Below are 25,866 nucleotides of genomic sequence, written 5' to 3' on the forward strand. Positions count from 1 at the left end.
CCACGAACGACCATGAACACAGGAGTCTCGATGACCGAACCCATCTCCCTGACCGGCCGCACCATGATCATGTCCGGCGGCAGCCGGGGAATCGGGCTGGCGATCGCCCGGCGCGCGGCCGCCGACGGCGCCAACATCACCTTGATCGCCAAGACCGACCTCCCGGATCCCCGGCTGCCGGGCACCATCCACACTGCCGCCGCGGAACTCGAGCGGGCGGGCGGCACCGTGCTGACGGTCGTCGGCGATATTCGTTTCGACGACCAGGTCGAGCGGGCGGTCGAGCAGACCGTCGACCGGTTCGGCGGAATCGACATCGTGGTCAACAATGCCTCGGCCATCGACCTGTCCCCCACCGACGTACTCCCCATGAAGAAGTACGACCTCATGCAGGACATCAACTGCCGCGGCAGCTTCCTGCTCGCCAAGACCTGTCTGCCCGCCCTGCGCAAATCCGCTGCCGCCGAACGCAATCCGCACATTCTGACGCTCTCGCCGCCGATCAACCTGAATCCGCTCTGGGCGGGGGCATCGCTCGGATACACCATCGCGAAATACGGAATGTCCCTGACCACACTGGGTCTCGCGCACGAACTGCGCCCCGACGGCATCGCGGTGAACTCGCTGTGGCCCCGCACCACGATCGCCAGCGCTGCGGTGCGGAATGTCCTCGGCGGCGGGGCGATGATCGCTCGTTCGCGTACCCCGGACATCTGCGCCGACGCCGCGTACGCGGTACTCACCTCACCGTCGGCCGACACCACCGGCAACTTCTTCCTCGACGAGGACGTCCTCACCGGCATCGGCATCACCGATTTCGAGAAATACCGTGTCCTCCCAGGCGATTCGGAACTACAGGCGGACCTGTTCCTCGACGCCTGACCGTCGGCTCGATACGGACTGGACCTAGCTTGGGAAGCCGCGATGCGCGGCCCACTCATGACCGAGGATCGACATCAGTGTCGCGTCGATCCATTGGTCCCCGTAGCGGAGCGACTCCCGCAGGACGCCCTCGGTCCGAAAGCCGACCTTCTCGTACGCACGCCGCGCACGAGGGTTGAAGTCGTACACCTCCAGCGAAATGCGGTGTAGCAAAAGCTCTTCGAAGCCATAGCCGACCAGCATCCGGGTGGCCTCGGTTCCCAGTCCGCGGTTCTGCCCGGCCGGCCCCACCAGAATCCGGAAGTTGCAGCTGCGGTTTCCGGGGTCGTACTGGTTCAGGACCGCTTCGCCCACGCACTTGCCGGTTGCCAGTTCGATGATCGCCAGATCGATCCGCTCCGGCTGAGTCGCCCGAGTCGAATACCACCGACGCAACTCGTCGTACTCGGAGGGCTGAAGCGGGGCCAACGCCGCTGACTCGTCATGAACACTGCCCGTGAGGCGACGAACCTCCGGGTCACCCAGCACCTCGACCATGGCTGGGACGTCGTCTTCGGAGAAGGGCCGGAGCGCGACGTTCGAGCCCCTCAGAGTGGGTTTGGCGGCAAGTGGTTCGGACACTTGGTCGATTATGGCTCGCAGGCATGGTCGGTGACGAACCGTTATCCACGGCGATTGCCGCGCCGCGTAGGGTGGCTAACGGTTAGCTATTGCAAGGTTCTTGCTCCATGGACAACATCTTCAGCGACCCTGAAAGAGGTAGAACATGGCGAAGGCGTACCTGGTTGGCAGTGGCATCGCCTCCCTGTCAGCGGCGGCATTTCTGATTCGTGACGGCGGATTCGCCGGTTCCGACATTGTGATTCTCGAAGAACAGGGCCGCGAAGGCGGCAGCCTGGATGCGGCCGGATCCCCCGAAACCGGCTATACGATGCGCGGCGGGCGCATGTTCGAAATCCATTTCGATTGCACCTACGACCTGCTGCGGTCGATCCCGTCACTGGACAATCCGAAGGTCTCGGTCACCGACGACACCTTCGCCTTCCACCGCGACTTCGCGTGGAACGATCACGCCCGCCTGGTCGACGATACGGGCGTTCCGATCGACGCCCACACCATGGGCTTCTCCGAACGCGACCGGCTCGAACTGATCAAATGCGTCGGCACGCCCGAACGGCTACTCGACGGCAAACGGATCACCGACTGTTTCAGCCCCGAATTCTTCACCACCAATTTCTGGTGGATGTGGTGCACCACCTTCGCCTTCGAACCGTGGCATTCGGCGATCGAGTTCCGCCGCTACCTGAATCGATTCATCCACCTGTTCAAGACCTTCGACACCATGTCCGGCATCTACCGGACCAAGTACAACCAGTTCGACTCGATCGTCCGGCCGATGCTGAAATGGCTCACCGATCAGGGCGTCACCATTCGCCTGGGCGCGCGCGTCACCGATGTGCAGCTGGCCGAGGGCGACAAGCTCACCGCGACCGGACTCACCGTCGACAGCGGCGGCACCACCGAACAGATCGCCCTCGATCCCTCCGATCTGCTGATGATCACCAACGGGTCGATGACCGCGGATTCGACCCTCGGGTCCACCGATAAGGCTGCGGCCCTGGACACTTCGCGCTCGGCGGGCGCGTGGCAGCTGTGGCGCACCCTCGCGGCCAAGCGCCCCGGCCTGGGCAAGCCCGAGGTCTTCGATTCCTCGATCAAGGATTCGACCTGGGAATCGTTCACCGTCACCACCAAGGACCCGACCTTCTTCGCCGAAATGGAGAAGTTCAGCGGTAGCGAGGCGGGCAAGGGTGGCCTGATCACCTTCAAGGATTCCAACTGGCTGATGACCATCGTGCTCAACCATCAGCCACACTTCCGCGAGCAGCCCGCGGACACCTTCGTATGGTGGGGATACGCGCTGTTCCCCGACAAGAAGGGCAACACCGTCACCAAGACCATGGCCGAATGCACCGGCCGCGAAATCCTCCAGGAAGCCCTGTCGCACTTGAAGATCGACAACCGCGACCGCATTCTGGACAACTCGATCGTCATCCCCGCCCTCATGCCCTACATCACCAGCCAGTTCCTGGTCCGCTCCCACGGCGACCGCCCCGACGTCGTCCCCAAGGGCTCAACCAACCTCGCCTTTATCGGCCAATACGCCGAAGTCCCCGACGATGTCGTCTTCACCGTCGAATACTCGGTCCGCACCGCCCAGACCGCCGTGGCAACCCTACTGGGCCTCAAAACCCAGCCCCAGCCGGTCTACAAGGGCAACCACGACCCGAAGGTCCTGGTCGAAGCCCTGGAAACCATGCACCGCAAGGGAAAACAGCCGGTCTCTAGCTAGCGGGGACGCGCGCCCGGGAGCGTCATCGATCCTCCCGGGCGCGGCGAACGCCTCGCCCTACCTCGCCACTTGCAATGAGGTTGTTCCGATTCCCCGCGGCCCCATAGGAATTCGTCTCGTCGGAGTGTCCGATCGCAGCGTTCGATCGGAGTGATACCTCGGTGTCGATTCGTTCCAGTACAGGGTCGCGTCGGCACAGATCTTGAAATTCTCATACGCCGTCACGCAGATCTGATCATCTTCGATCGCCAGCAACTCTCCGAGCGATGTAATGAGTCGACTGTAGTTCTCGTCGATCATCGTGTTGTACGACTGATTGTCATGTCCGTACACCGCGATGCCGTTCCATTGACCGGCGTTGGATTCCTTGCGCAGCGAATCCCGATCATTGACCATGAGCGTTTCCAATTCCAGGTAATGCTCGTAGTTGTACATCTCCATGCTGCCGAACTTCTCCGGCGGCAGTCCGCGCACCGCCCACAGCAGGTAGTGCACGGGAACGATACCCATTGTCTTGGCTTTGACTCTGAAGTACAGCGACTGGCTGTTCTGTACCTTCCCTTGGAGCAGGCTCGCGACGCAGAACTCGCGAAACAGCTCTCGAAAGTGGTCATAGCTATCCGGGACCTCGCGCCTGATGTGCTCGGTGAAGATCTGCACACCGCGGTCTGCGTCGGTGTCGTCAAGCAGCTCCTCCAGCTGCAGCTCACGCCGATGGTCGTCCACGTAGAAGATCAGGAGCATGCCGTGGTTGATGGTGCACAGCTGATCGAAATCCCGCACCGACGGAAAGGCCAGGATCGTTAGATAGGTTTGATCCTTCAGCGTGGACTTGTCGTGCGGGTACGCGGAGAGAAAATTTCGGTCGTACCACTCGAAAAACACGTCAAGGAAATCTCTTTCATCCCGCGGTACATAGCGAAATGCCTCCGATTCGATCGGAGGGGTGATACTCCTGCCCACTCTGCTGGCATGCCAAAGTGTCATGGTCCACTGCCGATGCGCCGCTAGATTATGGTCCGGTAAGCACACATGTTCCGATTCGAGGAAATTCATCAGAGATCTCCGTATCGATTATTAGGAACTCCAACCTGGAACCTCACGATCTCGACTGCGGCGATGCAGGAGCCTGTGCAGAAGAGCTCGACCTCATTATTGCCGCAGACCCCGTGCGCACAGTCAGTTTTCACATACCCGTCTCGCCGACGCGCGCGCAGAAGTCGGGTGCGGCCACGCGCGGCTGAATGCCTCCGGAATCGCTGGCACACTGGGCATGTGGATGGCCAACTCGCGATACGCCGGGCCGCAGCGGCTGACTATGACGCCATCATCGGCGTGGTCGATGGCTGGTGGGGCCGCCCGGTGACGACGGCACTGCCGCGACTGTTCCTCGAACATTTCGCGCACACCAGCTTGATCGCCGAGCGGGACGGTGTGCTCGCAGGCTTCCTTATCGGATTCGTGTCACCGGACGATCCGCGAGCGGCCTACATCCACTTCGCGGGTATTGATCCGGACCATCGCGGCACCGGCTTGGCTCGTGATCTCTACAACCGTTTCATCGCCGCGGCGAAATCCGATGGGCGGGAAGTGATCCGGGCAATCACCTCACCGAACAACGTCGCGTCCATCGCCTTTCACAAGGCACTGGGCTTCGATGTCGGCGGGCCGATCATGGACTACAACGGTCCCCACAAAGACATGGTGACATTCGAACTTCATATACCGGCTTGGCCGCAGCTCTAACGCCAATGATGATCGCCGAGTGCGGCTGCCTCGGAACCGCCGTCGGCGAAGATGATCTGGCCGGTGACGAAGCGGTTGGACTCGCCGGCGAGCCAGCAGATAACTTCGGCGACCCATTCCGGGCGGCCCGGGAATCCGCCGAAAGGTTGGGGCGCAGCGGTTTCCACCGCTCGGCGGATATTGTCGTCGGCGAAAATCCATGCGGCGGCGGGAGTATCGACCACTCCCGAGGCGACGGCATTGAGCGCGATTCCGGCCCCGGCCCACTCCGGGGTGGGAGCGGACGTGCGCACCCAGCGGTTCAGCGCGCGCTTGGCGGCTCCGTAACCGGCGGTCGCACCCCCGGCGGCCGGATCGTTGGCGAGGAGGGCGACCGCGGCGGCTTCGTCTCCGTCCAGGCACGCCTGCATGATGCGCTCGTCCGCTGGCGCGAGCGAGGACGTCGACGATACGACAACTGCTCTGGGCGAAGGACTTTGGGCCAGCAGCGGCCGCAGGCTCGACAGTGTCGCCACGGCGCCGAAATAGTTGGTTTCCAGCATCCCGGTCTTGCCACCGCCAGCGATCGCCAATACCGCGTCGATCGGACCGAGCTCGCTGACCTGCTCCACAAGTGATCGCCGCCCGTGCGGCGTGGCCAGATCGGCCTGGACTTCGGCATTTTCGAGATCGCATCCGATCACCGTGGCGCCACGCGAACGCAGCAATTCGGCAGTCGCCGCGCCGATCCCCGATGCCGACCCGGTCACCACGTAGGTACGTCCGCCGGTCTCCGCCTGCGATGTCATCGCTCTCCATCTCATCACCCGACCGGCACCTCTGGTCCATGCCGGAACAACCCCAACACCGTAATCGGGTCGCACGGCCCCTGATTCGCCCGCGTTCTTGTAGTACACCGATTGGTGTACTAGATTTCGCCTCAGCCGTGGCATGGTCGCCGCGGAGTAAGGAGGCGGGTATGCGCCGGATACTGTGCACGATCCAGCAGGGCAGCCTGACGTCATCGCAGTTCCGAGCCGCGGAGCGCGCTCTGGGCGAGTCCTATCGCGAGTCACTCGGAACCGGCTACCGCACCGTGGTGGTCTGGTGCGAGATCCCCAGGGGTCAGTCGTACACGGAGAACAAACCTTCGACAATGTCGTGGGTACTCGCCGAAACCGATGACGGCCTCGACCCCACTCGCCGAGAACACGCGATGCGCGCAATGAGCCAAGCCTGGAATTCCATCACCGGCGCCGGCCCCAATGACCTCATGCTCGCCCTCGTCGACAGCGCCCTCTTCAGCCGCTACCTCGACCTCAACCGCGCCCGAATCCGCCCCGCCGCCCGCCCGGTATTCCTCCTGCGCACCCTCACCCACCTCGTCGCATCCCGGCTCACCCGGGGCCACCTCGCCATCGCCGCCAACCACCCCGGGAGCTGACATGCCGCTCTACAACGTCGCCTGCCGCGCCCTCCCCGACGCCGTAGCCCACCAGGCCATCGTCGAAGCCATCACCACGACCCACTGCAAAATCACCGACGCCCCACCGGAATTCGTCAGCGTCGTCTTCCTGCACGGACAGCCGATCCGCACCGCAGTCGAACTATCGGTGATCGCCGGCGTCCGAGGCGGAGGCAACCGCACCCCCGACCTGTTCGCCCGCCTCGAACACACCCTGCAATCCGCCATCGCTACAGCGGCCCACCTCGATCCATCAGCGGTCGAAATCGCCCTGATCGAATTCGCCGCCAGCTGGATCATGGAGGGCGGTGTCGTCCTCCCCGAACCCGGCGAGGAACAGAACTGGCGCCCGAGCTGATCCCGGACCGGTTGGGTGCTAGAGCGGCATGAGGTGGTGCTTGCGGGGACCGTGCCGAATTGTCTTGTCGCGCAGCAGGCGTAGCGCTTTGCGGATTTCCAGTCGAGTATGAGCGGGTTCGATGACCGCGTCGATATAGCCGCGTTCGGCGGCTATCCAGGGTGTTGCCGCGGTCGCGTTGTAGAAGTCGATCAGCTGCTGGCGCAGGACGGGTCGCTCGGTCTCGGGGACGGCCGCGAGTTGTCGCCGTTGGGTCAGGCTGACAGCGGCTTCCGCGCCCATGACTGCGATGCGGGCGGTCGGCCAGGCGAGGTTGATATCGCCGCCGAGTTGTTTGGACCCCATCACCGCGTACGCGCCGCCATAGGCTTTGCGCACGATGACCGTGACGATCGGGACGGTCGCTTCGACCACGGCATAGAAGAATCGGCCGCCGCGTTTGATGACGCCGATCTTCTCCTCTTCCACGCCCGGCAGCACGCCCGGGGTGTCGACGATGAAGATCAGTGGGAGACCGAACGCGTCGCAGAGCCGGATGAAATGCGCCGCCTTGTCCGAACAGCGAGCGTCGATCGCACCGCTGGACATCAGCGGCTGATTGGCGATCACGCCGACGCTGCGGCCGTCCACGCGCGCGAAGCCGGTGATGATATTGCGAGCGGCGGCATCACCGACTTCGTGGAAGTCGCCGTCGTCGAAGATCCTCGCCAGGACGTCGTACATGTCGTACCCGGAGCGATCGGAGTCGGGAATCAGAGTGTTCAATTCCCGGTCGCTGTCGGTGATTTCGGGTTCGATCCCCGGATTCACCACCGGCGGTTGCTCGAAGCAGTTGGACGGCATGAAGCTCAGATACCTTCGCGCCCAGTCGAACGCCGCTCGCTCGTCCACGGCAATGTGATGGATATTGCCGTTGTGGGCTTGGTTGAACGCGCCGCCGAGTTCTTCGAGGGTGACCTCCTCCCCTGTGGTCTCGCGAATGATGTCCGGACCGGTCACGAACATGTACGCGGATTCGGTCGCGATCAGCACATCGGTGTTGATTGGTGAATAGACCGCTCCCGCAGCACATTTGCCCAGCATGACCGACACCTGCGGTACCGCCCCGGACATACGCAGTTGTCGACGACTCAGGGCCGCGTACCAGCTGAGCGAGGTCACCGCGTCCTGTACCCGAGCTCCACCGGAGTCATTGATCGCGACGAACGCGCACCCCACATCGGCCGCCAAATCCATGGCCGCGGCGACTTTCCGGCCGAACATCTCTCCGATCGATCCGCCGTACACGGTCTGATCATGCGAAATCACCACCACCGCACGCCCATCGACCGTGCCCCGGCCGGTGACCACGCCGTCGCCGTAAAGGGCATCCGCCCGGCCCGGTTCGCGCACAAGCGCGCCGATCTCGATGAAACTGCCCGGATCCACAAGCATTTCGATGCGCTGGCGCGGGCTGGGAATATTCTTCGCCGCTCGCTTGGCGATCCCGGCCGCGCCCGTCGGTTCGTGCGCCTCCGCCAGATTCCGCTGCAGCAATGCGTGTTTCGCGCCGGTGGTCGTCACAGATGGGTCCTCCCTGGAACCGGGGCTGCCGGTTTCGCCTTCAGAGGCCGACCCTAGCTGGAATAGACCGGTTCACAACTATGTGCACTGCAATAAACTCGAGGCCGTGTCGTCCATAGCAATGCATAGCGGTGCAACGAGTTACCAGGCGCGCGCGGGCCGCGCCCTCGAAGAACACACCAAGGCGATGATCGTCGCCGCCGCCGAGCGGGTGATGATGGAACGCATCAGCTCACCGCGTCCGGGCAATTCGATCGAGCGACTCACCCTCGCCGACGTGTGCGGCACCGCCCGCGGATACATTCGGCGTGACGGCACCGAGGGCCCAATTCCCAAGGCCACCATGTGGAAACACTTCAAGACCGTCGAAGCGCTCGCGATAGCGGTCATCGAAAATCTGACAGCGGACGATCGGCCCGTCCCGGATCAGATCGCAGCACTCACCGCACGCGGCGAGCCCATTGACACTCGGCTCGACCGGGGCGACGCGCAACGACTGGAGGCGCGATTCTCCGCCCGGCACTACGACATCGCTCGTCTGGAAGAACAGTTCGACCACGCGTCGACCGGCAATGAACACTCCGACATGCTTTTCTGGGCGGCCGAGCTCGCCGAACGTCACCTGCAACAGCGTCGGCGCGGGGATCAGCAACCGGTGGTCGCTGCCCGGGACTGGGCGCGCCGGGGAATCGCCCTGGTCGATCCGGAGGCCCGCCTGGATTGCATGATGGGAATACGCTGCACCCGTGCGGCGGCCGCAGCCGAGGTAATCCTGTGCAGGAAAACCGATTACGAGCCCACCGGCCTGAGCCGAATCCGGTCCATCAAGGAAACCGAGATGACCTTCGCCGACACGCTGGGCTGGCGGCTACACCACGAGTTGGCACGATTCCACGCCGACCACGCCCGCGCACTCGCTGAAGAGGATCCGGACCGCGAAATGCGTTCGCTCCACACGATCGCCACCACTCTGATCGAACTCTGCGGCTCCGGCCCGAGCGCCGCCCGGGAGCCGCAGGACACATTGCGAGCCAGCGAGCTCGCCGATGTCATCCTCGGACTGCGCCGAATCCACATGGCATACGCGAGCCATCCCGAACACCGCCGGCTCTACGCTGCCATCTCCGGCGACAACATCGAAAGCATCACGCGAAAGTTGTTGTCCTGCTTCTCCGCAACCAGCAAGGAACGCCAGCGCCACGAAGGCAATATCCGAGCGCTACTGCACCTCGACCATCTCACCCGCCCCGACCCCACCGCCGAATTCGACCGCGCCCCTTCGCCCTTGGACAGCGATGAACAGGCGGCGATCGACATGCTTCGAACCGCAGAATACGGCATCGTCCGCGACATCCTGGTCGCGCGCTACCTGACCGCGAAAGCACACGCTCTCACCAGCCTCGACGAGAACCACCCAGCCGAGCGCACGGTCGTCGAGCGCTCCCTGGTCCACCCCCGCCCGGCCGCTCTCATCCAGGCCGCCCTCCAGTTCTACAACCACACCGCCGCGGCGAGCCCACGCGGCGCGGTAGGTGTACTCCGTGCGATCGCCGCCGACGCCGGCGCCAACCTGAACCGCGCACACCCATCGCACGACGCCCGCACGCCTCCCGGCAGCGAATTCGACACCATCGCCAAAGCAATCAACGACCTGGTCTTGATCACCATCAGTCGCCGAAATCGCTTCACCGACAACGAGATCGAACGTCTCATCGACATGATCGATCCGATGTACTACTACATCACCTCGGGCCGGAACTGAACGGCCGAGGCATCAGTTCAGGTAGTCCTCTTCCAGCCGTTCCACCACCCACGCCCAATAGGCGGACTTCTCCCACTCGTGCGCGCGGATCGCGGCGATCAGCTCGCGCGCGGTAGCGTCGGAGTCCGGATCCTCCAGCGGCGCTGCCAGAGTCGCCATCAGCGCCACCGCGCCCGCCGCCTCGCGCACCGAGGCGAACGCGATGCCCTGATCACCCTCGCCGTGATCCCACCTGCTCGGGGCGTAGACCTGCACCACGCCCGTCTCGCCATCGAGCATCAAGGTCATTTCCCCGTAGAAGGTGCCCAGTCCGTAGGCGTACTTGGCGGGCGGGGAATCGTCGTCCGGGTAGCGGCGGCCGAACAGCTCGTCCGGATCCGCTTCCCACATACCCTTTTCCGGCAGCTCCGCAGAATTGAACCACTCGCGGTCGATCGCTACCGCCGGAAATCCCACCTCGGTGAAGAAGGCTCGTGACTCGGCGTGCTCGAGTCGCTCGGGCAACTCGGCCGGACGCCATAGTGCATCACCGCCGACCTGTGCGGCCAGCCACTCGGGCGTGGGGCTGGCCGCGTTGTTGATCTCGATCGTCATGGGGCCATTTAACCGCCCGCCTCCCGAACACAGTCGGCCACGGCACTATGGAGCGATGACATCCACTCCGGAAAGCCGTTCGCTCCCAGCTGATTCCGCGCAGATCAGTGACTACGACAGTATCGCCGAGGGGTACACCGCCGAGAACGAGAACAGTCTGCTGAACGCGTACTACGAGCGTCCCGCGATGCTGGAGCTGGCCGGGGATGTCGAGGGTCGGCGGATTCTCGATGCCGGATGCGGGGCGGGTCCGCTGTTCGCCGAACTACGCGATCGCGGAGCCATCATGACCGGAATCGATTCCAGCGCAGGGATGTTGGAGCAGGCCCGGCTGCGACTGGGTCCCGATGCGGATCTGCGTATCGCCGATCTGGCGGAGCCACTGCCTTTTCCGGATGCCGCGTTCGATGACATCGTCGCGTCCCTGGTCCTGCACTATCTGCGCGATTGGGGACCGGCGCTGGCGGAACTGCGCCGGGTGCTGCGGCCCGGCGGCCGCCTCATCGTTTCGGTCGAGCACCCATTCGCGATCCATCTTGGCGAACGCGCCGACGGGCGGAAGAACGACTATTTCGATACCCGCAACCGTGTCGAGGAATGGACCATGGGCGGGCAGACCGCGAAACTGAGCTTCTGGGACCGGCCCCTGCACGCGATGACCAATGCCTTCATCGCCGCGGGTCTGCACATCGATGTCATCAGCGAACCACCTGCCACACCCGCCGCCCGTGAACTGTTTCCCGAGGTGTTCGGCCAGGTGACCGGTTCGAGCTTCCTGGCATTCCTGTTCTTCGTCCTTCGCCGCGACTGATCTGGGTAACCGGAAAAGACGTACGCCAGTGAGGTGTGAGCGCGGTGCAAGAGCCCGGGGTGAGGGTTGCTGGCATGACGTGGGAGAGCGGCTATCGCGCCGATGGAAAGACCGTTCTGGTAACCGGTGCCAATACGGGGATCGGATACTTCGCCGCGGAGCAGCTCGCGGCCGCCGGGGCGACAGTGGTGCTGGGATGCCGCGATGCGGGCAAGGCGGAACTGGCCACGGCCGCGATTCGGGCTCGGGTCGACCGAGCTCGGGTTCATCAGGTGCGCGTGGATTTGGCGAATCTGGAGTCGCTGCCCGCGACCGTGGACGCGCTCGGCGTCGACGCCCTGGATGCTGTCGTGCTCAACGCCGGTGTCCTGCTGTCCGGTCCCGAACGCCGTCTGAGCGCTCAGGGCCACGAATTGATGTTCGCCACGAACCATCTCGGGCATTTCGCGCTGGTCGCGCACCTCGCGCCATTGCTTTCCGCTGCCCGTGGCAGTCGGGTGATCACCGTGGGTAGCTTCGCGGCGCGGTCGGAGCGGCTCGATCTCGCCGATCTCGAATCCGAACACGACTACCGGTCCAAGCGCACCTATGGGCGATCCAAACTGGCGCAGATGCTGTTCGGCTTCGAGCTCGATCGCCGGTTGCGAACTCTCGACGCCGAGACGGCGAGCATTGTCGTGCACCCCGGTGGTGCGCTGGACGCGTTGACTCCGGCACGTCCGTCGATATTCGCGCGCACCACAGCGCAACGTTTGAGTGGACTGCCCGCCAGGCTCGCACTGCACGGCAAGGACGCGGGCGCGCACCCCATCGTTCGCGCCGTGCTGGATCTCGATATCTCCGGCGGAGAGCTATGGGGGCCACGGGTTTTCGGTCTCCGTGGACGGCCGCATCGGGAAACGCCGCGACCGCACATGACCGACCTCGACACTGCTGCCGAATTATGGACCGCCAGTGCGGCACTCACCGGTGTCGACCCGTTCGATTCTGCGGCAGTGCCCAATACCTCGCACGCACCGCACCGATAGCGGCCGCCGAGGACGCTCACCCCTGCGAGCCGGTGTGCACGTGTGATCGCAGCCCTTGCGGCCCGAACAGGATGAGCAGTTCGACCGCTCCGCCATCGGCGCTGCCCAGCCAGTGCGGTACCGAGGTGTCGAATTCGGCGGCCTCGCCGGGCGGCAGGGTCAGATCGCGGGTGCCGACCAGCAATCGAAGATGGCCGTTGAGCACGTACAGCCATTCGAAGCCGTCGTGTGTCTGTGGCGTCGGCTCGAGTGGCGCCGGACGTGCGGGGATCATCATTTTGAACGCGTGAACGCCGCCCGGTCGCCGGGACAGCGGCACGAAGATCATCCCCGACCGGTGGATCGGTTTGAGGTGGATGCGGGGATCGCCGGTACGGGGCGCGCCGACGAGATCGTCCAATGGCACGTCATAGGTGCGAGAGAGCGGAAGCAACAGTTCGAGGGTGGCTCGGCGCTGCCCGCTCTCGAGCCGGGACAGTGTGCTCTCGGAAACGCCGGTCGTCGCCGCGAGCGCGGCGAGGGTGATGCCGCGCTCGCGGCGTAGTGCGCGCAGGCGCGGGCCGACCGCGTCGAGCACCTCATCGGTATCGAAGTCCACGCATCCATCTTGCCGAAACCGCAAGTTCGCGTGCCAGGCGAGGGTGCGCCGACTGAGACTGGGGCCATTCCGGCCTATCGCCGGATCCGCACCCGCTCAGGAGGACAGCGTGCCAAACATCAAGCGCCATAACAAGACTCGGCTTTCGAGGAAACTGAGCGCCGGGCGCGCGGTCATCGGGATCGCCCTGGCGCTGTTATTGACGATGGCGGCCGCAGCCTGCTCCACCGCACCACCGGCGGTCCCTTCCTACGCTGCCGCCACCCACGACGATCCTCGGTTCGAGAACACTTTCCGACACGAATTCACCGACGTCGACGGCGTTCGCATGCACTATGTGACCGGCGGCAAGGGCACCCCGGTGGTACTGATCCACGGTTGGCCGCAAACCTGGTACGGCTGGTGGCCGATCATGCCCGCGCTCGCCGAGCACCATACGGTTTACGCCATCGACCTTCCGGGACTCGGCGACAGCGTTGGCGCGCCCAGCGGTTACGACAAGGCGACCCTCGCCCGGTACGTGCACACCCTGATCGCCGACAGGCTGGGCGTGCGGGACGCCCGGGTCGTCGGCCATGACTTCGGAGCCGCGGTCGCCTTCCAATACGCCGACCAGTTCCCCGCCGACACCGCCCGCCTCGGTTACCTCGACCTACCGCTCCCAGGCCCCGCGATCGACGCGCCCACCTATCGAACATTGAGCTGGCACATCTCCTTTCACTCCCAGCGCCGAGTTCCCGAAGCGGTCGTCGGCGACCACGTCCGCGAGTATCTGGCGATGTTCTACCCGCAAGTCTCCTTCGGCGGCACCGCATTCGGGGGCACCTCCCAGCGCTCTCCATTCACCGATGCCGACATCGACGAATTCGCACGCACCTACAACCGGCCATCGGCCCTGGCGGGTGGATTCGAGCTCTATCGCGCCCTCGACACCGATGTCCGCGACACCGTGGCTGACACCCCGACAGCGGTCCCGACCCTGCTCATGACCGCTCAGGGACAACTCGACGCCATTCGCGCGACGGTCGCACCACGCATGAGCAATATCGTTCGGGCCGTTGATGTTCCGCACGCGGGACACTGGCTGGTCGAGGAGAATCCCGACTTCGTCACCGCAGAGCTCGAACAGTTCCTGGATTGAGGATTTCCAGAGCTGCGCGGGTGATGCTCTGCGGGGACGCCGGCTCCGGTAACGCTGTGATCATCTCCAGTTCCCTGTCGCCGCACCGGCCGTGCTCATCGGCGCGAGGCCGGACGGTGCAGGATGTACCGCGCACTGACGCCCTCGGTCTCGAGGTAGGCGAGTTCCCCGGCGAGGCACGAGACGACCACATCGTCATCCCAGCCGACGATCGACTCCAATGCGCCCGCCAGGGGAACCTCGACTTCCGTTGGACCGGAACGCCCGTCGAGAACGACACAGGAGGCGGGAGCTCCGAGAGCATGCAGCGCGGCCGCTATCTTCGGGGCCGTCTGCTGTCCCGGTACGATCGTCTCGATCCAGCGTTCGTCAATGCTGCGGTAGATGCCGTCCGCGATCAATCCACCGAAACCAGAGCGTCGCAGCAGATCTCGCGCCCGCTCCCGCTGGAAGCGATGAACGAACGCGTCGACGAAACCGTCGGCGTGTGGAGTCGGGTTCTCGGGCATGGGGTTCCGTTCAGCTCGGGCCGGTCAACGCAGGACCGACGTGCCGGAGGTGCAATCGGACCGCGGGCTGAGGGTCCGGGTCCGCCACTGCTGCCATCTCCGCGATAGCGGATCACGTGATTGCCGAACACATGACGGATCGGTTCATCCGCCCCGCCGCCCTCACTCGCCGTGAGAGTCACGGTAATCCTCCGCTCCGTGGTTCGCGCGTACCGCGAGCCCGGCGAGTGGCGTGGGGAGAGTGCGGCGTCCGGGTGATCATCCCGATCCCCATCAAATCCCTCGGGTTGTGCGTATGACCGGCGAAACCCCACGTCGTCGCCGTCCATCGGTAGCAGCGCGCGGTGCCAGCAGCTAGGGTCGCGCCGTGTCGATGGTGAGGAGCAACGCGTGACGAACAGTGCGTCCCCCGGTTCGTCGGCGGGGCAGCTCGTTCGCCGCCTCGGCACGGGCGATGCCGTGGTGGTCGGGCTCGGTGCGATGATCGGTGCGGGGATCTTCGCCTCGCTCGGTCCGGCCGCGCACGCGGCCGGGTCGGGTTTGCTGGTGGGGTTGGTCGTCGCGGGAGTCGTGGCATATTGCAATGCGACATCCTCCGCGCGCCTGGCAGCCCGCTACCCGGCCTCCGGTGGCACCTACGTCTACGGTCGCGAGCGGCTCGGCGAATTCTGGGGCTATCTGGCGGGCTGGAGTTTCATCGTCGGCAAGAGCGCCTCGTGCGCGGCAATGGCGTTGACGGTCGGCACATATCTCTGGCCCGGGCACGCGCATGTGGTCGCGGTTGCCTCGGTGGTGGCTCTGACCGCAGTGAACTACGGCGGAATTCAGAAGTCCGCGTGGCTGACCCGGGTGATTGTCGGGGTCGTGCTGGCGGTGCTGGCTGCGGTGGTCACTGCCGCGTTCAGCAGCGGCCATACCGACACCGCACGGCTCGCGATCGGCGGCGATACCTCCGTCACCGGCATCATGCAGGCGGCGGGCCTGTTGTTTTTCGCGTTCGCCGGATACGCGCGCATCGCGACCCTCGGCGAGGAAGTCCGCGATCCCGAGCGCACGATCCCCCGCGCCATCCCCGCAGCCCTGGGCATCACCTTGCTCGTCTATGCGACGGTCGCGGTCGCGGCCCTGCTCGTCCTTGGACCACAGCAACTTTCGACCGCGACGGCTCCGCTGACGGAGTTGGTGCGGGCTTCCGGTCATGAATGGTTGGTCCCGGTTGTGCGGATCGGCGCAGCGGTCGCGGCGCTGGGCTCACTGCTGGCGTTGATCCTGGGCGTCTCGCGCACCACACTCGCCATGGCACGGGATCGACACCTGCCTTCAGTGCTCGCCGCCGTGCACCCACGGTTCCAGGTCCCCCATCGCGCCGAGCTCGCTGTCGGTGCGGTAGTGGCAATCGCTTCCGCCACAACCGATCTGCGGGCGGTGATCGGGTTCTCCTCTTTCGGTGTGCTGCTCTACTACGCCATCGCCAATGCCGCCGCCTGGACTCTGACCGCAGCCGAGCGCCGTCCACCCAGAGTGATCCCAATCCTCGGGCTGATCGGTTGTCTTGCACTGGCATTCACGTTGCCGTGGGTTTCAGTGCTGTCCGGTGTGCTGGTCATAGCATTCGGTGGCGCGATCTACGTAGTGCGGGGCGTTATCGGCTCTCCCACCCAGCCGCGCTCGGCGGAGTCCCCGAGGCTACCGGGACCGGACGAGCGGCGGTAGTGCCGGTGCGTCGCCAAACGATCGATTCGGGGCCCACCGGCAAGTACAGTGCCCAGGTGGCTGTCACCGTGGAACCCCTGACCGTGGTCGATGACGAAATCGTCGAAGCATTCGACCGCCTCCTCCCCCAACTCTCGACAACGGCCCCCCGCCTCGACCGAACAGCCCTGACCCACCTCGCCACCGCCGACGCAACCACCGTCCTGATAGCCCGAAGCGACGAAAAAATAGTCGGCACACTAACTCTGGTGATGTTCCCCCTCCCCTCAGGCCTCCGAGCCCGCGTAGAAGACGTCGTAGTAGACGACATCGCCCGCGGCCAAGGCGTAGGCGCCCTCCTGATCGAAGCCGCCAAATCCCGCGCAACCACCGCCGGCGCCCGAACCCTCGACCTAACCTCCCGCCCCTCCCGAACCGCCGCCAACCACCTCTACGAACGCCTCGACTTCCACCCCCGAGACTCCCGGGTTTACCGCTTCACCCCACTCGACTGATTCCTTTGCCACCTAAGACCTATATGCAGCAATAGCTTCACTCGTCAGGATGGCGAGGCTGAGTCGAGCCATCGCCCACCGCTCGTGCTTACCGTTTGTGGTAGGCAGGTGATGACGCTCTCGGGGCGAGACTCGGAGCACTGAGTTCCTGGGGGAACGATGGCCGGTATAGCCAAGTTCGGGGCGATCTCGCTCGACAGCAAAGATCCGCATGAGCTCGGGCAGTTCTATCAAGCATTGCTGGGCTTCGAGATTCGGTATGAGACCGAGGATGTGGTTGTGATGCGCGGGGACGGGGTGATGTTGACGATCGAGCGGGTGGCCGATCATGTGCCGCCGGATTGGCCCGGGAACAAGGTTCCCAAGCAGATGCATATGGAACTCTTTGTAGCTGAACTGGATAGCGGGGAGGAGGCGGCGGTTGCGCTCGGGGCGGTCAAGCCGGAGTTTCAGCCTGCGCCGGATCGGTGGCGGGTGCTGTTGGATCCGTCGGGGCATCCGTTCTGCTTGACGGTTCCGCCCAGCGTCTAGTGGTGCGAGGTTCGAATTATGGCCACTGCTGATTCGCATCGGGTTGCGCTGGATCATGTCCTGGCCGTAGTGGCCAATTCGGACTGGGGCGCTGGAATGGTGTTGCGCGGCAGTATGACTCTGCTGGCGTGGCTCGGACCCGAGGCTCGACCACCGGGCGATCTCGACTGGATCGTGCTCGAACCGCAGTTCTGCGATCCCCTCGATCCCTACCCGTTCCTGGACTCCATCGAAACGGTTCAACAGTGGCCGGAGGCCCAAGGCGGCGCTGCCCGCTCCGAGATTTGGACCGACGAGGACTTCGACACCTTCGGCCTGCGCCCGAACCTTCCCCCGGAAGGTTTGCGGTGGATCCGCGCCGATGAATTCGAACGCCCTTCGCTACAGGACGATTTGACCGCCGCCATCTCATGCGATCGATTCGCCAGTGATGACGTCACACTCAATCCCCGCGGCATTCGGACCGACGAGCAATGGCCGTATTTCGACAGCTACGGCAGCACCGGCACCAGACTGATTGTGCCGTGGGACAGCGAGAATTACGGATCCGGCCAGCTACACCTGGATTTCGCCGTCGACCACACCCTGCCCGACCCACCCGTGTGGACCGCGATCCCCCGCGCCGACGGCCGCCCACCAACCCCGGTCCCGACCGCCTCCAGAGAACTATCCCTGGCATGGAAACTGCTCTGGCTGCAGACCGATGCGACCGAATCCGACCACGCGAACGGCAAGGATCTCTACGACGCGGTCCTGCTGGCCGAATCCCCGCACACCGCACTCACCGCCCGACTGCTGCGCGCAGTTCTCGGTACCAGAACTCGCGACCTCACTCCCACCGCCGTGCGGGATTGGGAAGTCGACTGGACCGTTTTCCGCACCAGCCACCCTGGCGTTAGTGGCGAGCTCGGCGACTGGCTCGACCGACTGGTTCGAGCCCTCGAACCGAATCTTGCTCTCGCAGTGCGGAAAACGACTCGCGGTGCCGACGCCTAGCCCCCTCGAAGCCGAGGATTCAAGCGCGTAGACCGGGCGGCATGACCTCGCGCGGGACGATGCGGCGGGTGTGGGCGTAGACGGCGGCGTGGACTCGGTCGCGGACGCCGAGTTTGGCCAGGACGTTGGAGACGTGGGTTTTGACTGTTTGTTCGCCTACGCCGAGGATGCGGGCGATTTCGGGGTTGGTGTAGGCGTTGGCTATCAGGAGTAGGACCTGATGTTCACGGGCGGTGAGGGATTCGAGTTCGGGAGCTGCCGGGAAGGGGTCGATTCCGGTGGCCAGGCGTGCCATGAGGCGGCGGGTCAGGCTGGGGTCGATGAGGGCGGTGCCGTGGGCCGCGGTGCGGATGGCCGAGAGCAGGCCCGCCGAGGGAAGCGTTTTGCTGAGGAATCCGGTGGCACCGAGACTCATTGCGCGGTAGAGGTTTTCATCGGATTCGTGGTTGGTGAGGGTGAGGATGCGAGTGGGGCTCTCGGGTGCGGTCGCGGCCGCCTCGAGTCCCGGCATGTCCAGCGAGATCAGCGCCACATCGGGTTGCAGGCGCTGGATTTCGCGGAGGGCGGCCACGCCGTCACCGACTTCGGCGACGCATTCGATATCGGGCTGGCCGCTGATCACCGAGCGCAAGCCCGAACGGAACACCAGATGTCCGTCGGCGATCAGCACCGAAATCGCTGACAGCGATGCGGCATCGGGGGCCGCGGGCGTGTGCTCGGCGAGGCTGGCGACCTCGACGGGAGCGGGCAGCGGCGCGTTCCCGACCGTTCCGCTGACAGTCAGCGTCGCCGCGGTGACGGCAACCGCCAGTGATGACGCGGCCCGCAGCAGTGGACGTCCCGATGTATTCGTGGCCATACCTTCCGACCTTAGAGTCAGCGCAGGAAACCTTCATAGTTCCGGTTCAACAGCTGGCTTTCGATTTGTTTGACCGTATCGAGGCCGACGCTCACCACGATCAGCACCGACGTGCCGCCGAGCGCCAGAGTCTGGGTGGTGTCGGTAGCCCCGAAGTGCAACAGCAGGTTCGGCAGCACCGCGACCACGCCGAGGTAGAGCGACCCGGGCAGCGTGATTCGGCTCAGCACATAGCTGAGGTAGTCCGAGGTCGGCTTCCCCGGGCGATATCCGGGTATGAACCCGGCGTACTTCTTCATCTCATCCGCGCGCTCCTCCGGATTGAAGGTGATCGCGACATAGAAGTAGGTGAAGAACACGATCATCGCGAAGTAGACCCCGACATACACCGGACTGCTCGGATTGACCAGGTACTTCGAAATCCACACCTGCCACGTCGCCGGATTCCCCGAATCGCTCCGAGTCAACTGCGCCAACAGATTCGGCAGATACAGCAGCGAGGACGCGAAGATCACCGGAATCACCCCGGCCTGATTCACCTTCAAGGGCAGGTACGTCGACGACCCGCCATACATCTTGCGCCCCACCACACGTTTGGCGTACTGCACCGGAATCCGCCGCTGCCCCTGCTCCACGAACACCACCCCGACGATCGTCAGCAATGCCGCACCACAGATCCCGGCGAAGACCAGCACGCCCTGACTGTCCAGAATCGCCATGGCCTGCGTCGGAATCCGCGCCGCGATACCGGCGAAGATCAACAGCGACATCCCGTTTCCCACCCCGCGCTCGGTGATCAGCTCGCCGAACCACATGGTCAGCGCCGCACCGGCGGTCATGACGAGCACGATGATGATCATCGAGAACAGCGAACTATCCGCCAGCATGGACTTATCGCACCCCGGCATCAGCTGCCCGTGCCCGGCCAACGCCACCAGCGTCGACGCCTGCAACACCGCCAGTGCGACAGACAGATACCGGGTGTACTGCGTGATCTTGTTCTGCCCGGTCTGCCCCTCCTTGCGCAACTCCTCGAACCGCGGAATCACCACGGCCAGCAACTGGGTGATGATGCTCGCGGTGATATACGGCATGATCCCGATCGCGAACACCGTGAGCTGCAACAGCGCCCCGCCGGAGAACAAACTGATCAGCTGGTAGATCCCACCCGATTGCCCGCCGGACGCGTTGTCGACACAACTGCGCACCCCTTTGTAATCGACCCCGGGCGACGGCAAGGTCGCCCCGAGCCGATACAGCGCGAGCAGCCCGAGCGTGAGCAGAATCTTCCGCCGCAGATCCGGGGTCCGCAAAGCGGGCGCGAGGGCGGAAAGCAAGGATCCTCCTGTGAACGTGGCTGTTGCACAGGCGAATCCCGCTATGAATGATCAGCGTCGAGCCTGCCGGGACCCTCGACGCTACGGATCACCGACCCTCGCACACGTCGCCCGCAGGGCGGACTTCCGCCTCCCTCGATCGGGGGAATCGCGGGCCCGTCAGCTCTTCCCGAGCCAGACCAGAAAGGCCACGACCATCGCCTGCACGCCGGTATCGAGCGTGGGTTGCAGGGCCGGGGCGAACTGCGGACTGTGGTTGGTCGGAATGTCCTTGCTACTGTCGAACAGCGCCGAATCGGTGCAGCCGATCACCCAGTACAGGTACGGCACGCCGAACGCCTTGGGGATCTCGGGAAAATCCTCGCTGGGCGTCGCCGACCCCGTCTGCGCATAAGCGGCACCGAAGAATTCGGCGAACGCAGCAGCGACCTTGCCACTGACTTCCGGATCATTGATCACCGGTTCGGTATCAACGATTTTCACCACATCCGGCTTCTTCTGCACCCCCGCCGCCTGCGCCACCGCATCCACGATCCGCCGGATCGACGCCTCGAAATGCGCGCGGGTGCCGTCGTCGTACGACCGAGTGCTGAGCTGCAACTCCGCGGTATCGGCAATGACATTGCCCGCGTTTCCCGCACGGATCTTGCCCACGGTCAGCGACGCCGGTGTCTTCGCCGCCAACTCCCGCGAGACGATCGTCTGCAGCGCCAGCACCGTCGAGGCCGCGATCACCACCGGATCGATCGCCGCCTCGGGCATCGAACCGTGTGCCCCGCGCCCGTGAATCGTGATGTCGAACAACTGCGCCGACGATAGGAAAGGCCCCGGACAGATCTTCACCTCCCCGGCCCGGAACGGCAGAACATGCTGTGCCAGCGCCACATCCGGCGCCGGAATCCGATCGGTCAACCCATCGGCGACCATTCCCGCGGCCCCCGCCCCAGTCTCCTCCCCCGGCTGGAACAACACCTCGAGCGTGCCCTGCCACATGTCCCGCGCCGAGGCCATCAACCGTGCCGCACCCAACAACCCGGCGGTATGAATGTCATGCCCGCACGCGTGCATCACCGGAAACTCATTGCCGAACCTATCTTTTCCGGTCACCGTGCTGGCATACGGCAGCCCCGTCTCCTCCCGCACCGGCAGCGCGTCCATATCCGCGCGAGCCAGCACACACGGCCCCGGCCCATTGCGCAGAATTCCGACAACCCCGGTCGTGCCTATCCCTTCGACCACCTCGAATCCCCACTCGCGCAACAGCTTCGCAACCAGACCAGCGGTCTCGACTTCCATCATCCCGAGCTCCGGATGGGCATGCAGTCTCCGGTAGTACCCCTCCACATCGGAACGAATCCCCTCGAGACCCTTCAGAACCGTTTGCGCGTCGGATGTGGACACGGTGCCACCTTTCCCGGGACGGGGACCAAGGACTGATCGCTATCGGATAGCAGTCCTCGATCCCATCACATCCACCCGCTCCAAACCTGCGGAAAGGCGATGCGCGGTATGAATTCGAATCCGCGCACGACAGGAGGCGAGCCGCCGGGCGAGGGCGGCATGGTCGCCCGGCGGCTCGCCGTGCCCCACGGATGCCCTTGGGGGGAGCGGAGGGGTCCGTGGGGTATTCGGGTGGTCGAAGGGGTTGGGGTATAGCGGGATTCAGCGGGGTGGCGTGGTCCAGCGGGTGGTCTCGTCACCTGATTCGGCCGCGGAGCCGGTCCATTCACCGCCGCCGGTGCCGCCACTCCATTCGCCTCCCCCGGCATTGCCGGTCCATTCCCCCGCGTTATCGCCCCAAGAACCGTCCGCACCTTCGGGTTTGCGGGCGGGCAGGGCGAATACGAGTAGGAACGCCACGGTGACCAGGCCGAGTGAAACTCCGGTGCCGCCCATCAGAGCGGTGGTGAAGTTGCGTTTGACGGTGCGGTCGATGGCGCCGGCGAAGGCGGTACCGACGGGGTCTTCGGTGGCCTGCAGTGGACAGCCGGGGACTTCGTCGGTCCAGTTCTTGGCATGCGAGCGCTTGTCATAGCAATCCACGAAGCGTTGTACTGCGGCGTCGACGTCGGCATCGGTGCCGAGCATCTGGGTGGCGATCAGTTCCGAACGTAGTTGCGGCGCTTCATGGTTGGCTGAATCGACCGACGCGCTCTTGAGAATGCCGAAGAACGCGACCGCAGCCAGGGCGATGCCCAGCGCGCTGCCCAGGCGCTGGGCGACATTGAGGACACCTGCCGCCGAACCCGCGTCGGACCAGCCGACACCGCTCATCACCACATCGACGTTCGGGGCGATCACCAGGCCCGAACCGATGCCGGCGATGAGCAGCCACGGGGTGAGTTCCCAGCCGGACATGGTGGGGCCCACCCAGATCGCGGTGCCGAGAATCCCTGCGAGACCGACCATTACGACGCCCAGCCCGATCGACATCACCCACTTGCCGAGCTTGGTGTGCGCCTTGTCCGAGAACATCGAGCCGAACAGCGTGCCCAGCGCGAACGGCAACAGGATCAAGCCCGCGGTCAATGCCGAACGCTGCAGACCCGATTGCAGATAGACCGACAGGATGAACCACAGGCTGATGAAACCGGCGAAGTAGGCGAAGCCGATCCCCACGCCCGCGCTGAACGCGCGATTGCGGAACATGCCGATATCGATGAGCGGCTCATGCCCGGACTTACCGCGCCGCTGCTCCCACACCACGAACGCGATCAGCAGCGGCACCGCGGCCGCCAACATCACGAAGATCCAGACCGGCCAATCCTGGCTCTGCCCCTCGATGAGTGGGAAGCCGATCAGGAAGACCGTCACAGCGATCATCACAATCCCCAGTGGGTCGAGCGAACCGCCACGACCCTTGGTGGGCCGCATGATTCGCGCCGCGGCCGCCAACGCCACGATCGCGATCGGCACGTTCACCAGGAAGATCGGCCGCCACTGGTAGTCGCCGATATTCCACTGGATGAGCAGGCCCGCCAGCAGCGGAGCGACCGCGGTCGCGAAACCGCTCACCGCGCCGTAGATGGCGTACGCCTTACCGCGTTCCTGCCATGGGAACGCGGTCTGAATGACCGCCAGAATCTGCGGATTCATCAACCCTGCCATCGCACCGAGCACCACCTGCCAGGCGATCAGCTGGCCCACCGATTGCGCTGTGCCGCACAGGATCGAGGCGATCGCGAAGCCCGCGACAGAGATCATGAACAGGGTTTTGTGCCCGAAGCGGTCGCCGAGGCGGCCACCGGGAATCAGTAGTACGCCGTAGGCCAGCGCGTACGCGGTGACCACCCATTCCACGGCGCTGTACTCACTGCCGAAATCGCGCTGGATGGACGGCACGGCGACATTGACGATCGTGCTGTCCAACAGGATCAGGAAGGCTCCGGCCATGGCGACCGCTAGTTGCCGCCATCGTGTTGCGTCGATCTCTTGTGTGCCGCCACCCGAGGTGGCGGACTCCTGCCAGGTCATCATGCCTCCGAAATTTAGTCTTGTACGACTACTCGCGTGCGACTAGTACAGCACGAGTGAATGCCCACGAACAACCCTCGCGGGGGTGAATTCAGGGAGTGACCTGGAAGTTGGCCATCATCATCATGTCCTCGTGCTCGAGGTTGTGGCAGTGGAAGACGTACTTACCGGGCCAGCCGTCGAACCTGGCCGCGACCCGCACGGTCTCCCCCGGCCGCACATGCACGGTGTCCTTCAGTCCCGCGTCGAACGGTCCGAGGGCGGGATATGAGCGCGAGAGCACCGCGAAATGCACCAGGTGCAGATGCATGGGATGCCTTACGTCACTGGTGAATTCCCAGATCTCGGTGGTGCCCAGCTTGGGATCGGCACTGATCCGGTGCTCGTCGAACATATCGCCGTTGATCCCCCACATCCCGTCCGAACGGCGTTTGACCTCGAATTTGCGCGTCTTGACCGCGGCGTTCGGGTCGGGCATGTCCGGGGTGGACAACACCGCGGGAATGCTGCTGCGCTCGGGTTCGGTGCGCACCACATCGAAGGCCATCACCTGATCGATGACGGGTTTGTCGGCCCAACCGTTGGTCATCACGACCCGGGTCCCCACCGGGTAGGCGGCGAAATCGATGATGACGTCGAATCTTTCAGCCGGGGAGATCACCAGCCGATCCTGCGATACCGGCCCGGCGAGCAGCCCGCCGTCACTGCCGACCTGCACGAAATGCACGCCGCCGGGCGGTGCGGGATCGAGTTTGAGCTCGTAGATCCTGGCATTGGAGGCATTGAGAATCCGGAACCGATACTTGGTCGCCGAGACCTGCAGCAGCGGCCACGGCACCCCGTTCACCAGCATGGTGTCACCGTAGAAACCGTTCATCGCCCATGGATAGATGCCCGGTTTGCTCAGGCTCGGATCCACCGACGGGTAGAACATCGCGCCATCGGCCTCGAAAAGCCGATCCGTGAGCAGGACGGGAATGTCCTTGTCTCCCTTGGGCAGTGGCAGTGCGTCATCGACATCGTCGCGAATGAGATGGAATCCGGCCAGGCCCATATGCACCTGCGGTGCGGTGAAGTCCACGCGGTGATCGTGATACCAGAGCGTGGCCGCGCGCTGGCCCTGCGGATAGGTGTATTCACGGCTGCCGCCGGGCGCGATGAGATCGGTCGGATACCCGTCCGAGGTAGCGGGGGTGCGCCCGCCGTGCAGATGCACCGACACCGGCACCCGCAGCTCATTGCGATGGCGGATGATGACCGGTCGATCCGATCGCCCGATGACGGTGGGACCGGGAAAGGTGCCCCCGTATCCCCAAATCGGTGTGCGCAGACCGGGAATGATCTCCGCGGTGCCCGCCTGTTGCGCCAGGTCGTAGTAGGTGCCCGACGGGTCGTCGCGGGTGGGCCGCAGTTCCGGCGGACGCCTGAATGGCAGCGTAAATCGACTGACTCCGGGACTGGTCTTGGGTGGTGAACGCGGCGGCGTCCACTCTCCATCACCGACCCCCGCCTGCTGCACCGCCCTCTTGGGAGTGCCTGTACTGCAACTGGTGACAACGGCGTTCACGCCCAGCAGCACCCCCACCTCGGCCATGGCGGCCAATAGCTGTCTTCGAGTCGTCACGATGTCCTCCCTGGTGATCACCTGTCGATGTCACCTCAGACTACTCATA

Annotated in this window: 25 protein-coding genes; 13 read left to right on the plus strand and 12 right to left on the minus strand. The window is 64.5% G+C overall.

The genetic code is table 11. The features are described 5' to 3' along the window. Window positions 1-30: 30 nt before the first annotated feature. A complete protein-coding gene (locus tag ACFC0O_RS16095; RefSeq protein WP_375958403.1) occupies window positions 31-882 on the plus strand; it encodes an SDR family oxidoreductase in 852 nt (283 codons plus the stop codon). Between the two features lie 24 nt (window positions 883-906). On the opposite strand, the gene ACFC0O_RS16100 is transcribed toward ACFC0O_RS16095, so the two are convergent. Next, entirely contained in the window at window positions 907-1,503 is a 597-nt protein-coding gene (locus tag ACFC0O_RS16100) for a GNAT family N-acetyltransferase (RefSeq protein WP_375958405.1), read from the minus strand. Between the two features lie 145 nt (window positions 1,504-1,648). Here ACFC0O_RS16100 and ACFC0O_RS16105 point away from each other — a divergent pair, with 145 nt between their 5' ends. Beyond that, window positions 1,649-3,235 (plus strand): oleate hydratase, encoded by a 1,587-nt coding sequence (locus tag ACFC0O_RS16105; protein WP_375958407.1) that lies wholly within the window; start codon window positions 1,649-1,651, stop codon window positions 3,233-3,235. A 57-nt stretch (window positions 3,236-3,292) separates the two neighbouring features. Here ACFC0O_RS16105 and ACFC0O_RS16110 read toward each other — a convergent pair whose 3' ends face one another. Continuing rightward, window positions 3,293-4,291 (minus strand): hypothetical protein, encoded by a 999-nt coding sequence (locus ACFC0O_RS16110; protein ID WP_375958409.1) that lies wholly within the window; start codon window positions 4,289-4,291, stop codon window positions 3,293-3,295. A 63-nt stretch (window positions 4,292-4,354) separates the two neighbouring features. Between ACFC0O_RS16110 and ACFC0O_RS16115 the strand changes: the two genes are divergently transcribed. Next, a complete protein-coding gene (locus ACFC0O_RS16115; protein ID WP_375960738.1) occupies window positions 4,355-4,981 on the plus strand; it encodes a GNAT family N-acetyltransferase in 627 nt (208 codons plus the stop codon). Here the strand turns inward: ACFC0O_RS16115 and ACFC0O_RS16120 are convergent. Then, complete coding sequence (locus tag ACFC0O_RS16120; RefSeq protein ID WP_375958411.1) at window positions 4,978-5,769, minus strand: SDR family oxidoreductase; 792 nt, start codon at window positions 5,767-5,769, stop codon at window positions 4,978-4,980. The genes ACFC0O_RS16115 and ACFC0O_RS16120 overlap by 4 nt on opposite strands. A 170-nt stretch (window positions 5,770-5,939) precedes the next feature. On the opposite strand from ACFC0O_RS16120, the gene ACFC0O_RS16125 reads away from it, so the two are divergent. Continuing rightward, window positions 5,940-6,404, plus strand: coding sequence for a hypothetical protein (locus ACFC0O_RS16125; protein WP_375958413.1), 465 nt, complete (start codon window positions 5,940-5,942; stop codon window positions 6,402-6,404). A gap of 1 nt (window position 6,405) precedes the next feature. Beyond that, window positions 6,406-6,783 (plus strand): 4-oxalocrotonate tautomerase, encoded by a 378-nt coding sequence (locus tag ACFC0O_RS16130; RefSeq protein WP_375958415.1) that lies wholly within the window; start codon window positions 6,406-6,408, stop codon window positions 6,781-6,783. Between the two features lie 18 nt (window positions 6,784-6,801). On the opposite strand, the gene ACFC0O_RS16135 is transcribed toward ACFC0O_RS16130, so the two are convergent. Beyond that, window positions 6,802-8,346, minus strand: coding sequence for an acyl-CoA carboxylase subunit beta (locus tag ACFC0O_RS16135; protein ID WP_375958417.1), 1,545 nt, complete (start codon window positions 8,344-8,346; stop codon window positions 6,802-6,804). Between the two features lie 106 nt (window positions 8,347-8,452). Here ACFC0O_RS16135 and ACFC0O_RS16140 point away from each other — a divergent pair, with 106 nt between their 5' ends. Next, window positions 8,453-10,108: a hypothetical protein gene (locus ACFC0O_RS16140; protein ID WP_375958419.1), complete on the plus strand. Its 1,656-nt coding sequence runs from the start codon at window positions 8,453-8,455 to the stop codon at window positions 10,106-10,108. A 12-nt stretch (window positions 10,109-10,120) separates the two neighbouring features. Here ACFC0O_RS16140 and ACFC0O_RS16145 read toward each other — a convergent pair whose 3' ends face one another. Beyond that, entirely contained in the window at window positions 10,121-10,702 is a 582-nt protein-coding gene (locus tag ACFC0O_RS16145) for a hypothetical protein (protein ID WP_375958421.1), read from the minus strand. A 55-nt stretch (window positions 10,703-10,757) separates the two neighbouring features. On the opposite strand from ACFC0O_RS16145, the gene ACFC0O_RS16150 reads away from it, so the two are divergent. After that, complete coding sequence (locus ACFC0O_RS16150; protein ID WP_375958423.1) at window positions 10,758-11,513, plus strand: class I SAM-dependent methyltransferase; 756 nt, start codon at window positions 10,758-10,760, stop codon at window positions 11,511-11,513. 74 nt (window positions 11,514-11,587) lie between these two features. After that, on the plus strand, window positions 11,588-12,541 hold the full coding sequence (locus ACFC0O_RS16155) for an SDR family NAD(P)-dependent oxidoreductase (protein WP_375958425.1): 954 nt from the start codon (window positions 11,588-11,590) through the stop codon (window positions 12,539-12,541). A 16-nt stretch (window positions 12,542-12,557) separates the two neighbouring features. On the opposite strand, the gene ACFC0O_RS16160 is transcribed toward ACFC0O_RS16155, so the two are convergent. Then, window positions 12,558-13,139, minus strand: a complete 582-nt coding sequence (locus tag ACFC0O_RS16160; RefSeq protein ID WP_364649106.1) for an XRE family transcriptional regulator — start codon at window positions 13,137-13,139, stop codon at window positions 12,558-12,560. Window positions 13,140-13,248: 109 nt separating this feature from the next. On the opposite strand from ACFC0O_RS16160, the gene ACFC0O_RS16165 reads away from it, so the two are divergent. Next, window positions 13,249-14,280, plus strand: coding sequence for an alpha/beta fold hydrolase (locus ACFC0O_RS16165; protein ID WP_375958427.1), 1,032 nt, complete (start codon window positions 13,249-13,251; stop codon window positions 14,278-14,280). 95 nt (window positions 14,281-14,375) lie between these two features. On the opposite strand, the gene ACFC0O_RS16170 is transcribed toward ACFC0O_RS16165, so the two are convergent. Then, window positions 14,376-14,789, minus strand: a complete 414-nt coding sequence (locus tag ACFC0O_RS16170) for a hypothetical protein (RefSeq protein ID WP_375958429.1) — start codon at window positions 14,787-14,789, stop codon at window positions 14,376-14,378. A gap of 390 nt (window positions 14,790-15,179) precedes the next feature. Here ACFC0O_RS16170 and ACFC0O_RS16175 point away from each other — a divergent pair, with 390 nt between their 5' ends. The 4 genes from ACFC0O_RS16175 (at window position 15,180) to ACFC0O_RS16190 (ending at window position 18,523) form a co-directional block, all read left to right on the plus strand. Then, a complete protein-coding gene (locus ACFC0O_RS16175; RefSeq protein ID WP_375958431.1) occupies window positions 15,180-16,502 on the plus strand; it encodes an APC family permease in 1,323 nt (440 codons plus the stop codon). 56 nt (window positions 16,503-16,558) lie between these two features. Continuing rightward, window positions 16,559-16,996, plus strand: coding sequence for a GNAT family N-acetyltransferase (locus ACFC0O_RS16180; RefSeq protein ID WP_375958433.1), 438 nt, complete (start codon window positions 16,559-16,561; stop codon window positions 16,994-16,996). A 159-nt stretch (window positions 16,997-17,155) separates the two neighbouring features. Next, the gene (locus ACFC0O_RS16185; protein WP_364649093.1) at window positions 17,156-17,527 is read left to right on the plus strand and encodes a VOC family protein; all 372 of its coding nucleotides are present in this window, start codon (window positions 17,156-17,158) and stop codon (window positions 17,525-17,527) included. 18 nt (window positions 17,528-17,545) lie between these two features. Further along, a complete protein-coding gene (locus ACFC0O_RS16190; protein WP_375958436.1) occupies window positions 17,546-18,523 on the plus strand; it encodes a nucleotidyl transferase AbiEii/AbiGii toxin family protein in 978 nt (325 codons plus the stop codon). A 19-nt stretch (window positions 18,524-18,542) separates the two neighbouring features. Here the strand turns inward: ACFC0O_RS16190 and ACFC0O_RS16195 are convergent, their stop codons facing one another. The 5 genes from ACFC0O_RS16195 to ACFC0O_RS16215 form a co-directional block, all read right to left on the minus strand. After that, window positions 18,543-19,382, minus strand: coding sequence for a LuxR C-terminal-related transcriptional regulator (locus tag ACFC0O_RS16195; RefSeq protein WP_375958438.1), 840 nt, complete (start codon window positions 19,380-19,382; stop codon window positions 18,543-18,545). Between the two features lie 17 nt (window positions 19,383-19,399). Beyond that, window positions 19,400-20,719 (minus strand): preprotein translocase subunit SecY, encoded by a 1,320-nt coding sequence (gene secY / locus ACFC0O_RS16200; protein ID WP_375958440.1) that lies wholly within the window; start codon window positions 20,717-20,719, stop codon window positions 19,400-19,402. A 159-nt stretch (window positions 20,720-20,878) separates the two neighbouring features. Next, entirely contained in the window at window positions 20,879-22,120 is a 1,242-nt protein-coding gene (locus ACFC0O_RS16205) for an amidohydrolase (protein WP_375958442.1), read from the minus strand. A gap of 261 nt (window positions 22,121-22,381) precedes the next feature. Beyond that, the gene (locus ACFC0O_RS16210; RefSeq protein WP_375958444.1) at window positions 22,382-24,196 is read right to left on the minus strand and encodes an MFS transporter; all 1,815 of its coding nucleotides are present in this window, start codon (window positions 24,194-24,196) and stop codon (window positions 22,382-22,384) included. 88 nt (window positions 24,197-24,284) lie between these two features. Further along, entirely contained in the window at window positions 24,285-25,817 is a 1,533-nt protein-coding gene (locus ACFC0O_RS16215) for a multicopper oxidase family protein (RefSeq protein WP_375958446.1), read from the minus strand. Window positions 25,818-25,866: the final 49 nt, after the last annotated feature.

The sequence above is a fragment of the Nocardia sp. NPDC056100 genome, assembly GCF_042266325.1.
Lineage (GTDB): Bacteria > Actinomycetota > Actinomycetes > Mycobacteriales > Mycobacteriaceae > Nocardia.